The 12,577-nt window shown below is 48.8% G+C and carries 7 protein-coding genes and 1 pseudogene; 6 read left to right on the top strand and 2 right to left on the bottom strand.

What is annotated here, in order from left to right:
* Positions 1–218 precede the first annotated feature (218 nt).
* The gene (pgmB, locus tag IT781_RS20320; protein WP_194971996.1) at positions 219–3,095 is read right to left on the bottom strand and encodes a beta-phosphoglucomutase; all 2,877 of its coding nucleotides are present in this window, start codon (positions 3,093–3,095) and stop codon (positions 219–221) included.
* Between the two features lie 628 nt (positions 3,096–3,723).
* Here pgmB and IT781_RS20315 point away from each other — a divergent pair.
* From IT781_RS20315 to IT781_RS20300, 4 genes are all read left to right on the top strand, one after another.
* Positions 3,724–4,335, top strand: coding sequence for a helix-turn-helix domain-containing protein (locus IT781_RS20315; protein WP_194971995.1), 612 nt, complete (start codon positions 3,724–3,726; stop codon positions 4,333–4,335).
* Positions 4,336–4,363: 28 nt separating this feature from the next.
* Positions 4,364–5,056 (top strand): hypothetical protein, encoded by a 693-nt coding sequence (locus tag IT781_RS20310; protein ID WP_194971994.1) that lies wholly within the window; start codon positions 4,364–4,366, stop codon positions 5,054–5,056.
* Between the two features lie 133 nt (positions 5,057–5,189).
* Positions 5,190–5,735, top strand: coding sequence for a hypothetical protein (locus IT781_RS20305; RefSeq protein WP_194971993.1), 546 nt, complete (start codon positions 5,190–5,192; stop codon positions 5,733–5,735).
* 66 nt (positions 5,736–5,801) lie between these two features.
* Entirely contained in the window at positions 5,802–7,358 is a 1,557-nt protein-coding gene (locus tag IT781_RS20300) for a L,D-transpeptidase family protein (RefSeq protein WP_228779315.1), read from the top strand.
* Between the two features lie 157 nt (positions 7,359–7,515).
* On the opposite strand, the pseudogene IT781_RS22935 reads toward IT781_RS20300, so the two are convergent.
* Positions 7,516–7,692 (bottom strand): annotated as a pseudogene (locus tag IT781_RS22935) (IS6 family transposase); the annotation flags it as partial.
* A gap of 312 nt (positions 7,693–8,004) precedes the next feature.
* Here IT781_RS22935 and IT781_RS20295 point away from each other — a divergent pair.
* Together IT781_RS20295 and IT781_RS20290 are read left to right on the top strand one after the other, a co-directional pair.
* On the top strand, positions 8,005–9,105 hold the full coding sequence (locus IT781_RS20295) for an AI-2E family transporter (RefSeq protein WP_194971992.1): 1,101 nt from the start codon (positions 8,005–8,007) through the stop codon (positions 9,103–9,105).
* A 466-nt stretch (positions 9,106–9,571) separates the two neighbouring features.
* A complete protein-coding gene (locus tag IT781_RS20290) occupies positions 9,572–12,310 on the top strand; it encodes a restriction endonuclease (RefSeq protein ID WP_194971991.1) in 2,739 nt (912 codons plus the stop codon).
* The last annotated feature ends 267 nt before the right edge of the window (positions 12,311–12,577 follow it).

The following is a 12,577-nucleotide window of genomic DNA, read 5'->3' as shown; positions in this document are numbered from 1 at the left end:
TCGACAAAGCCTTTAGTCCTGAGCGTAGTCGAAGGAGCAGGGCGAACGGAACAAGTCTTAACTTAACGGCATTGGGTTCGTATCTCATTCCCTCAGTGTGCCGCAACGCCGCCCGCTTCGCTGTGCCATGGGATTAATGTGACATTGCCGGTGCACCCATTGCTGCCTGACGAGAAACCATTCTTCCGATTTTTGGCTTCTCCGATGCCCGCCTGAAGTTAGCGTGTCAATGCCGTTTTTAGAGGTGCCCAATGGGCTCCTTCCAGGCCGGACAAGACCGCGTCAGCCGCCCCCACTCTTTCCGCCGGCCCCAATCCGAGGGAATACATCCCTCCTGCCCGGGCAGCTTCAATACCGGCGGCGGAATCTTCGACCACGACGCATTGGGCTGCGTTCAGTCCCAGTAGCTGGGAGGCATAGAGGAATAAGTCGGGAGCGGGTTTGGATCGCTGTACGCTATAGCCATCGGCAATAGCATCGAAGAGGTTGGAGATTCCCAGACTGTCGATGATAGTTCGGGCATTTTTACTGCCCGAGCCGAGGGCAATCTTCAGTCCCGCTGCCCGCAATTCTTCGATAAATGCCATCGCTCCCGGCAGTAGATCGGTCGGACTGATGTTCTGGATAAGCTCCAGGTAGTAGCGATTTTTGCGTTCCATCATCTCTTGAATTTGGGCTTCGCTGTATTGGCGATCGCCCACAATCCCCAACAGGGATGCTCGGCGCGACAGCCCCCGCAGGGCCTCATTCTGTTGGCGATCGAAAGGCAGTCCTTCCTCATCTGCCAGTTTCTGCCAGGCCTGGTAGTGGTATTCGGCAGTATCGGTGATTACGCCGTCGAGGTCGAAGACAAAGCCGCGAATTTCCGGTTTAGCCCTGCCAACCGCCGGCTGGAGGTCGAAGTCGTGCCATTGACCACGCCAGTGGAGCTTGAATTTGAGGCGTTTCCAAGTGGGGGGCAGTTGGGGCTTGGCAGTAGGGCCGCTGTCGCTAAATTTCACGCCGGCGACGCCGAAGATGACCGCCTGCCAGATGTTGCCGCAAGAGGCAGCGTGAATGCCGTGGGCGGCGTTGCCCCGGTTGTCTTCCAAATCGACGAGGGCAGCCAGTCGAACGTATTGATACGATTTTTCCTCTTCGCCGACGTCGGCTGCTACCAGTCCGTGAATCGCGGGACCGAGGGAAGAACCGTAGGTCAGGTCGGTGCGGGGACCGTAATAGTCCCAATTTTTCTTGAGTACTTCAGCGCCGTAGTCGGTTTCCGGGGATAGTCCCATTATGTAGAGGAGCATCAATACATCCGGCTGCTTTAGCACTTGCCGTTGGTTCGCCCCTTCAATGCCCAGGATGGCTTGCATGGAAGAGGTCCGAGGCTCGTATTGGGAGAGGTCGATGTCTTGTAATTTGAAGAAGCCATCGAACTGTTCGATCAGTCCGGTTTCCGGGTCGTAGGGAAACCAGATGTGCTCGACAATGTCTTGCCAGCGACGGCGGCGCTTGGCGGTTAATTGCAACTTCTCTGTCAGCTGTACTGCCTTCTCTGGGAAGGTCTGCCCGAGCCAGTCGTAGATTTGCAGCGCCTTCTCTAAATGCCACTGCACCAGTCGGTTGGTAAAGGCACTGTTGTTGACATCGTCGTGATATTCGTCTGGACCGATGACTCCCAGAATTGACCAGCATTCGCGCTTGACATCATACTCGACCCGGCTGCTCCAGAAGAGGGCGGTATCGAGGACGATCTCCGCGCCGCAGTCCCGCATCCACGCGTCATCCTCGGTGCTGTACCAGTACCACCAAATCGCGTGCGCCACGACGGAACTGATGTGGATTTCCCGGGTGCTGCACCTGATGGAAACGTCTTCGCCATAAGGATGTTCGGCAATGCCCCAGCGGGGAGTTACATCATCGCCAGTGGCGGCACTTTCCCAGGCATACATGGCTCCCCGATAGCCATAGTGGGCGGCCTTGCGCCGCGCCCCTTCCAGGGTGTGGTAGCGGTAGCTGAGCAGGTTGCGGGCAATTTCCGGCTGGGTGTGGATGAAGAAGGGGAAGGTGAAAAAGTCCGTATCCCAAAAGATATGGCCGCGATAGCCCAAGCCGGAGAGGGTTTTGGCGGGAATGCTCACGCGATCGTCGTGGCGGGGAGCAGCAATTAAGAGTTGAAAGAGATTGTAGCGCAGCAACAGTTGAGACTGGCTGTTGCCTTCAATTTCAATGTCGCTTTTCTGCCAGATCTCTGCCCAAGCCCGTTCTTGCGCCGCCAGCAGTTCGGCATAAGGGGGAAGAGCGGCTAATTTCTCCCTGGCTGTTGCCAGAGGATTGGGAACTTCCCGGGAGGTCAAGACGGTGATGGTCTTCTCTAGGGTGACGGTCTGGCCGGCGGCAGCGTGAAAGGCGGCCGCTAGGGTGGGTGCTTCCGCAACGCTGACATCCTGTATCTTTCCTTCTGCCCCAGCCAGGGTCAATTTGGCAGCCATCCCCAGTTCAATGCGAGATTTGCGGGTGCGGACTTGCAGCCAGGCGCTGGGACTGCCATCGCCTCCTGCATCATGACCTTGGTCGAGGATCACCCAGTGGTTGAAACCGTCATTTTCCGGGGTACCGTCAATGCCTGCATACACTTTGAAATCCCCCTCGCAATCGACGGGGGTAATTTGACAGCGCAAGGCCAGTACGTGCTGGTCCGCCTGGCTGGCGAATCGTTCACAAGCGATGTCGAGGGTTTTGCCCTTGGGGCTGCGCCAGCGAAGCTTGCGGCTGAGAAGTCCCTGCTTGAGATCGAGCTGGCGCTGGTAGCTGACAAGTTCTCCCCGGTCGAGGCGAAATTCTTCGCCTTCTACAGCAATCGTCAAAGGCAGCCAGTTAGGACAGTTGGCGAGTTCCGTAAAGAAAATGGGGACATCATCGTAAACGCCATTAATCAAGGTGGCGGAGTTGGAACCGGGATAACCTTCTTCCAGACTGCCGCGCGTGCCCAGGTAACCGTTGCCGATGGTGAAGACGGTTTCCTTGTAGTTAAGCTGGTCAGGAATGAATTGGGTTTCAGTCAGGAGCCAGTCTTGATAGAGTAAGTGGGGATCGGTGGGGATAGTCATAGGGCTTTCGGATAGTCATAGGGGTTTTAGATTACCGAAAACGTGAGGTTGTCAAGGCGGGCGCGATATCGCTTGCCATTATCACGGTCCGGCGGTTGGCTTCCGGGTGGCTCACGGTTTGGTAGACAGTTTCCTCCTGGGCTCAGTTCAAATCCGGGTAACAGCTTTCCGGGGCATTGTTATGTTAACTTCAGGCAGTCATCGAAAGCCCGAGATCGGGATATAGCTTTCCACATGCCGCTGTGCGATTACCGGTAACCTCGGCCCACACCTCGAAGGCTTGGGTGCGATGGACTCGATAGTCGGCCGCGGAGAGGAAATGTTGAGCCTGGCGAATTGAACCGCTGCATCTGTCGCTTACATTGCCGTGCTGGCTGATATGAGTTCTCGACCCGGTTATCTAAATACCGACTTTGCTGGTGCTCGATACTCTTGAGAATCTGCTTCTTGGCCGCGCCGTAGCTTTTGAGCTGATTGGGCACTAACGAAGTTCACATTGAACTTCTAGAAGAAGAAAGGATCTTCAGTAAAAGCGGCGTATTTTTATTACTAGACTCAACAAGCGCTACGTGGTGTCCACTGTTTCCACAAAAAAATAGCGGCGATCTTAATGGAGTTCTCTAAACAAATGACAAGATTAAAAGGACATAGAGCTAGATTAAGAGTTAACAGCAAGCAAGCCGCGATGTTGTGGCAATGTATCGATATTCGTCGCGTGAGCTTTAACTATATGCTGGATAAATGGCAGCACATGAACGAGGCCAGGAAAGAGGGCAACCCCCAATCTCAGCCTTCGGCTTCTTCGACCGACAAGCTGTTCAATGAGGAAAGAAGCCATAGAGATATCAGGTCATGCATGAAACGCCTATTCCTGCTCGCCATGATGGCAGTTGTCCAGGCTGGCTGTGGCGAAATTTATCTCGATGCCCCTCGCGGGAGCAACATCAATTTAATGGCGGAGAAAAAGCCTGCACAAGTGAAAGTGGAGCAGGTTGTCTGGTTCAAGTACTGGGGGAACGAGCCCTTTTCTGAGCCAGAAACGCACGCGGCAACGATTATCCATGACAAACATCTCAATGAGGCCCGCATCCTTATGCTCAACACCGTGGCCGACGGCATCATCAGTACCTTCACAAGTCCGTTCGGCTTCATCCGGCGGACACTGATCGTCGAAGGCAATCCAGGACCGGAAGGTAATGCTCAACAGGTTGAGCCACAAGGCGATACCGTTGGGAAATAATGAAACGATGGGAATGTGATATAAGACTATGCATCTATTTCGCTTCATCCAATTGATTCTCAGCTTGGCGCTTCTATCAGGTTGTTTCCAGACGAAACTGGACGCGCCTCCAGGCCGCGAGGTGCGCATTTTGTCCCGAGAAGAACCGGCCGAGTTTAAAAAGGAGTACAAGAATTGGTATCTTTTCTATGGAATGATTCCGGTTTGGACGACTCAGCCAGTGGAGATCATCAGGAAAGAAAATCTGGTTGAGGTGCGAGCCCAGACGATGGATACGGTTGCCGATGCAATTATTACATTGACCAGCTCGTTACTTCCGGTGCTGGTTTTCCCCCAGCATGTCATCGTGGAAGGCAACCGCGAACCAACGGTTGCCGGCAGGAAAATGGACGGTGTTGTTCATATGTCCGCAGGGCCTGTTGCTGCGGGGACTGGTACCCTAAGTTTTCAAGGACGGGATTACGAATACGATATAAAAGGGCTTAGTATCGCTGATGCCGGTGTATCAAGCCTTGCAGTTGACGGAGCCGTCTATAACCTCAAGAGTGTGAATGACTTTAATGGTATTTATCACGGCGTAAAAGCCAGCGTTAAAGTTGGAAGGGGCGCAGAGGCTATTGTGTTAAAGAATGATCGTGGCGTAATAATCGTATTGACCGGCAGTCAACAGGATTTAAAGTTTTCTCTTCCCCTGGGTGTAACTATCCAACTAAAACACTAATCTGTCAAAACGGGAGGAGCCCATATACGAACTCAGGTTAATTTACGCGGTCACATTCGATGTGATTTACTGGCAAATATTCAACGCTGAATAAACATATCCTCAATTTACTATTAAAATTTAGGAGTAGCCAATGAAATATAAATACCTAGCCTTTATTTGCGCTATTGCCGCCGTTAGTCTTCCTGCGATAAATATTACACAAGCAGAAACAACTACCCCCGTCGAAGGTCACGACAAAGCTGTGAAAGAAGCAGCCGAAACCGCAGTTGCGGCTGATGAAGGAAAGGCACTCGATATGTTCCGTTTCAGTCTGCGTATGGAGAAATTGGACTTCATCAAGAAAGCGATGAAACTGCCCCCAGAACAAGAAGAAAAGTTTCTGGGTCAATACGATCGTTATGACACTGAATTGAAACAGTTAAATGACAAGCGTCTGGCAGTCATCAAAGATTATGCGGCTAAGATTGACAACATTAAGGGTGCAGAAGCAGACAAACTGGTCAAACGAATGTTTGATTTCCGCAAAAAACGCACGGCACTGCTTGAAAAATATTATGGCAAAATCGCAAAAGCCACATCAAAAACCGTTGCTGCACGTTTTGTGCAAATAGAAAACATTTTGCAAGCTACTAGTGACGTGAAAATTGGTTCTACACTTCCTTTGATGCCTCAATAACGAATAACCTGCGGGGCGTTACAGAATGGTGTTATTACTTCTGTATTGCTCCATGCTGACTTCATCTTGAAAAGCAACCGCGGCGAAGTGAAGACATTGGAAAAAACATCGGTCGGCCTGTCACATACGGGAATAGTCTTGCCTTTCGTGCTGCTGGCCGCCGGCTTGCTCGGCGGATGCCAGCTTGAGCCCGCTTATATAGACTTTTCACCGCCTCCCATAATCTCCTTGCCGGACGCGGCAGACGAGCGCCAACCGAAACTTTCCGACCGCCAGCCGAAACTTGCCGACATCGCCACCCGCAAATTCGCTCTCGGCAAAGACCACAACATCGTTGGCAGTCTTGCCATGATCAATGCGCGCGATGGTGACACCTTGCCCGACATTGCCCGGCATTTCGGCTTGGGCTATAACGAGATCACCATTGCCAACCCCACTATCCTCCCTTGGACACCTAAAGCAGGCGCACGTGTGCTGCTGCCGTTGCAGTTCATCCTGCCCGATGCGCCGCGTAAAGGCATCGTGCTCAATCTGGCGAGCATGCGGATGTTTTATTACCCTCCGAAACAATCGGACACCTTGTTTACCTATCCAATCGGTATTGGCCGTCAAAACTGGAATACCCCATTAGGGCAAACCACTATCATCGCAAAAACCGCCAACCCGACATGGATGGTCCCGGAGTCCATTCGCCGGGAACACGCGGCAAAAGGCGATCCGCTGCCCCAAGCAGTGCCCTCTGGTCCCGACAACCCCCTCGGCAAACATGCGCTACAGTTAGGTTTTAAACGCTACCTGATCCATGGCACCAACAAGCCTTATGGCGTCGGCATGCAAGTCAGCCACGGTTGTGTGCGTCTTTACCCCGAAGACATCGAAGTGCTGTTCAAAAAAAAGCCGGTCGGGATGCCGGTGCGGATCATACATCAGCCTTATATGACGGCATGGAAAGGGGACATGCTATACCTGGAAGCCCATGAGCCGCTTGAGAAATGGGCCAAGCAAAAGTCCAAGCTGAAAAAGAAATTGATCAATGATCTGAAGCAAATCAGCGCCAAGCGAAACGTAGCGATCGATTGGGAAAAAGTCGACCGCATCCTGCAAAGCGCCGACGGCATTCCCGCTCCGATACTGACGGCCAGCCCGGATTTACCGGAGCTCGCCGCGAACGCGCCGGAATTGGAGCATCCCAAGCATTTCTACGGGGCACCGAAGGTCCCAAAATTGACCGGCAGCGACTGGGCGATTTTAGTCGCCGACTTCGACAGCGAGGGGGAGGCGCAGCAACTGGCGGCGATGCTCAATCATCAAGGTCCGCCAATCCCGGCGCGAAAAGTTGAAAAAGACGGCTCTTATCAGGTGATCGCAGGCCCCTTCAAAAACCAAAAAGCAGCTGAATTGGTTGCACATCGTATCAAAATGGATTTTGAGTTGAATAGCAAGCTGTTACAGCCTGAGATAGTGGCCTCGCCACAGCCCTCGCATCAGCTAGGAAAAAGTGCTCAAAACGATACGCAACACTGGCGACGACATTATCTGAAGATAAAAAATACACAGACTCGTCGGCAAACGATCAAGCAGACAGACAGTCCACTTGGTTTTGATCTTGAACGAAATGAATAAAATATAACTGGACTAGGCTAATAATGCCGCGATTAGACAAGAAACATGGGTTCTGTTGCGTTAATTTCCGTCAATCGCAACTTGGCTATTCCAAACTGGTTTTAGGCAGCCAATGAATAAAACTGTCCTGCAGCGGGTAGATTTTGGTTAATGCGGCTTCCAGCTTCGGCGTGAATTTTCGGACCCAGCGGTAAATGTTGAAATGATCAATTGGCACACCCCGTTCAGCCATCATTTCCTTCAGGTTTCGGTAGCTCAGCGGGTAAGCCAAGTACCAGCGGATAAAGATCAGGATGACGGCTTTTTTATATCGGTGTCCTTTAAAATTAATTATGAGAGTAATTTACGCGGTGTTGGGTGAGCGCAATAGCTTACCGAAAACGACGCTCTCTCTGCTAACGCAACAGAACCCCCAAAAGTTCTTATCGGTTCATGTCCACGTCAGCAACCTTTTCCGAGCTCGCCATCGTTACGAGATAGCCGCCGACTATCGCGGCGCTCGTCGTCGGGCATTTGGAGCTAACGTGTGCCCATAGTGTTGCCTGAGAGCATTTATCCCGTCAATTGACGATGAAGCGTGTCCATCGTAAGAGCCCTTGCTCTACTTTGCCGACAACTTGACAGTACCAGATAAAGGAATGAAAACATGAATGTGCCGTCCAACTTTGATGCCGACCTAGAAAAGCGCTTGTCCGACCGGCTGATGGATGTTTTCATCCGAGCCGGATTAATTCTCGCCATGGTCATACTGTGCTACGAGATTTTTTCCCCCTTTCTTTCCCTGATGGTGTGGGCTCTGATTTTGGCGGTAACCCTATATCCGCCCCATCAAAAGCTGGCAAACAAGATGGGAGCTAAGCAGGGACGTGCGGCTACGGTGATAGTGTTGGCAGGCATATTGCTGATCGTGGTGCCCACTACCGTGCTGGTCAACTCGCTAGGCGATTCCGTTGATCATTTGATCAATGGCATCAGGGATAACACTTTGCAGATTCCCTCGCCATCTCAGGCGGTGGCGGAGTGGCCGGTTGTTGGCAAGAAGGTGTACGGTGTTTGGTCAAAAGTCCATGCTGATCTGCCGTCTTTTGTGCAGAGCATGCAACCGAAAATCGGTGAGCTGTCGAAAAAGGCCTTGGCAATGGTTGCCAGCATAGGAGGTAGTCTCGCTATGTTCCTGTTCTCCTTCATCATCGCTGGAATCATGATGGCCTTCGGTGAGGCCGGCGCCCAGAATATGCGAGCTATTTTCGATCGCATTGTCGGCACCGCGCGAGGCGGAGAACTTATAACACTCTCTACATCCACCATTCGCGCAGTCGCCCTAGGGATCCTCGGGGTCGCTTCGATCCAGGCCATTATTATTGGACTATTATTGATCATCGCCGGTGTTCCTTTGGCAGGAGGGTTGTCCCTGATTGCGCTGGTTCTGGGCATCGCGCAGGTTCCGGCCATCATTGTTACCTTACCAGTAATTGGCTATATCTGGTCCAGTGGGGACTATACTACCGTGGCAGCTATCAGCTATACGATTCTACTGTTCATCGGCGGCTTGTCTGACAACATCCTGAAACCGCTGATGCTGGGTCGCGGAGTCGATGCTCCAATGCCCGTGATACTGCTGGGTGCTCTGGGTGGAATGGCAACCAGCGGTATTCTAGGCATGTTCGTTGGAGCGACCTTGCTGACACTGGGCTATCAGATCTTCATGCAGTGGGTGGCGGCTAATCCCGACATAAAACAGGCGTAGTTAGGGGCGTGGTTCACCGAAACCTATAACGCCTGCTGTTAATGCAATAGCCGCCTTGAATTGGCCGAATAGGCCCAGAATTGCCTAAGAATAACGGGGTCATACTAAACTCGAAAGCACAGTCAGGTATTTCGGCATCAAAGTTGACGACGCCCTGGAGATTTCAGAGCAGACAGAAATTTAGAGCTTAAAAAGGTAGCGGCCAGATAAATTGTGGTTGCTACCGATTTTGAACGGGCAAATCTCGACCCTAAGCCGCCTGATTGTATGTGGATGTGATTGGCTGCTATGTTTCGTATTACAGACTAATACAAGATAGCTTGTAAGAAACCCGCTAAAGTTCCTGACTTTATTGCCTAGATTCTGGTTATCATGGAACATATAGTCGTTTCCTAGTTTTTGGCGGAATGTCGTATTTATCAACATCACTTTCGTCGATTTTCACAATTAGATATGGATAGATTTAATGAAAATTGAAGTTGCTTTAAACAAGTCATCCTCTACAAAAGAAAGAGGTGACCTCCTTGAGTCACTAGCTGAAAAATTGCTTTCGGCACAATCATATGAGGTCCTAAAGGAGATAAGATTTACCGCAGTGGAGCTTGACTTGTTATGTAGGCACAAAATCAGCAGAAAAGAAATATACGTTGAATGCAAAGCCTATCGCGATAAAAATATCGACGCAAATATATTAAAAAATCTGGCAGGGACTCTTGTTTTTAAAGATTATTCTGAGGCCTGGCTAATCAGTACAGGAGAGTTCGGCAAGGAAGCTAAAGGCTTCGCCAAAGAATGGAAAGATAAACCGAAGGACCAAGCAATCAAACTAAGCTTTTACGAACCAGATAAAGTTATCGAATCTCTTGTCAGTTCTGGTGTTATAAAAAAACAGCCTGAAGATCTTGCGGCTGGATACATGGGTAGTGAAAACTTGATTGGTGAGTGGGTTTTATTAATAACAATCTATGGAACCTTTTGGGCAGCTGCGACTTTGACAGGTGGTATTCCTTCAGGAGTTATTTGTTACTATGCCAATAATAATGAGCTAGTTGAAGATGCTGACTTATTAAGTAAACTGGCAGATACTGACACCTCTTTAAATAATCTAAATTTCAAACTACCTAGAAGTCATAAAACAAAAATAACGGAGATAGATTCTAATAAAACCGTTAGTGTTGTCCAGGTTCAAACTGGTGATGCTTGGAGTGATTATCGGCCTGCGAGGCCCGAGGATTTCGTTGGGCGACTTAAGGAGATAAACTATATATTTGATTTCTTCAAGAAGGTTAAAGAGAAGAACACAAATACCAGAATATTTGCGATAACCGGAAATTCTGGGATGGGAAAGAGCTCACTGATTGCAAAGATAAAAAGCAAAGCTGAAAACTACCAAAACAAGAATAAATACTATGTGTTCCCAGTCGATATACGAGCAGCTGCGGGCCCTGAGTACATTTACTCTTCACTATTGCAGGCTCTGAGAAATGCTCAAAAAGACGGCTTTGGGAAGCAGGATATCGAACTAATTCTTTCAGATGTCGGAAGTCCACTAAATTCGGAAACCATCAAGACCTATTTAGAATCGCTTGAAGCTAAAAATCAGTTAATTGCATTAGTTTTTGATCAATTTGAAGAATTGTACTCAAAGCCAGAACTGTACGAAGTTTTCGAAAGAGCTAAGTCGTTGCTTTTAAATGCGGCGGCAATAAAGCTAAACCTTTGCTTAGGCTTTGCGTGGAAAACAGACAGTACCACGCACAGTGAACATCCAGCGTACTTCTTCTGGCACCAGTTATCCGACTATAGGATCACAAGGAAGTTAGCTCCATTTTCTGACCATGAATCAAATGCCATTATTAATATTTTCGAAAAAGAAATTGACCAAAAACTGCATCACGATCTACGTCATAACCTAGTTGCGAGTAGCCAAGGCTACCCGTGGCTGCTAAAAAAGCTATGTATTCATTTGTATGAAAAGATAGATAGCGGCGTCAACCAAGATGATTTGTTGGAAAATAAGCTTGACGTGGCAAGCTTATTTAAAGAAGACATGGAGTCTCTGAGCGCTGCTGAATCAAGTTGCCTTAGGTTGGTGGCGCAGCGAGCACCAGTGGACTGGTTTGAGGTTATAGAATTATCCGGACCGGAAACACTAAAATCTTTAATTGATAGACGATTAGTCATACGCAGTGGCGATAGATTAAATGTCTATTGGGATATTTTCCGGGAGTACGTATTAACGGGTTCTGTTCCTGTAATCCCATTAAGATATCTCCCCTCTACGGATTTTTCTTCCATTTACAAGGTCGTCAAGCATCTTGAGCATGCTACCAAATTATCAGTGCAGGAACTGGTTTTAAGGACGCAGCTCTCTGAGGGCACTATTCAGAATGTTGGCACGGATATGATTATGTTTGGTTTGGCTACTAGGGAAAGCGGTCTTTATTCATTAAATGATGACGTTGTCACATGTAATGAAATAGATATTCTTAAAGTAATACGGGAAAAATTTTCTAAGCATGCATTCACATATTCGATTAAGGATACTTCATCACACGTAGCCATAACTGTTCACAGTCTAATAGATATTTTAAAACAGCTTTATCCTGGTAATAAATATGCCGAGAAAACATGGCATGCATATACAATTCGACTTTGTAGATGGTTGGAGTTGTGTGGATTTATTGAATCATCTGGAAATGGTTGGATTTATAGGGACCAAGGTGGAGTTATCACCGAAAATGTAAAGCTCCGAAAAAGCAATGTATTTACAGCGCCTGCCTCTCCCGCGCTAGCATTAGAAACACTAGATTGGCTTGTCGGGCAAGAGAGCATAGGTAAAGGTGAGAATAAGCCAAAAGGTTATCGAAATGCTCTCGCAATTTTAAAGCGCTTTGAGCTTATTTATTTGAAGGATGATAAGTACTTCGTAGCAGAAGATAAACTTCGTAAATTTTCTGAAAATAGAGAAGCTCTTTGGATAAGCGCAAATGCCGAAGAGATTCTTTTACAGGTCGTGAAATTACTCGAGTCCGACGATCAATTGACAGGGAAAGAAATCGGTGAGTTTATCGCTGACAAACATGAATTAGCCTGGACTGACGCGTCCAAAGCAAGGAATGGTGGTGCAATTCGCCAGTGGGCTATGTGGCTATATCAAGGCAAAAAATATTCCAAAATACCGCTGTGTCCTGGGCGTACATGAACAACACCCTAACAAATTACTCGCGGCGCTCGCATTTTCTGGTAAACAAAGCGTTGAGAGACTGCTTTAGGTTTTACTGCGGCCATATATTGAAATCCTCGAATGTCGCAAAGTGGCACATAGCGGCTATTCATTTTTTTAAATATTGCTAGCATAAGTTTGAATTTGATTTCGTTTATGTCAGATCAGATTCAGATTTTTACACATTAAGTTTGTTAACACCAAGGGACTTTGTCGTACTTTAACTACCAAGCGATTTTGTCGTAA

It is taken from the genome of Methylobacter sp. BlB1 (genome assembly GCF_015476545.1).
GTDB lineage: Bacteria > Pseudomonadota > Gammaproteobacteria > Methylococcales > Methylomonadaceae > Methylobacter.
The sequence above is the reverse complement of the archived record's forward strand: the minus strand, read 5'-3'. Positions and strand labels throughout refer to the sequence as shown.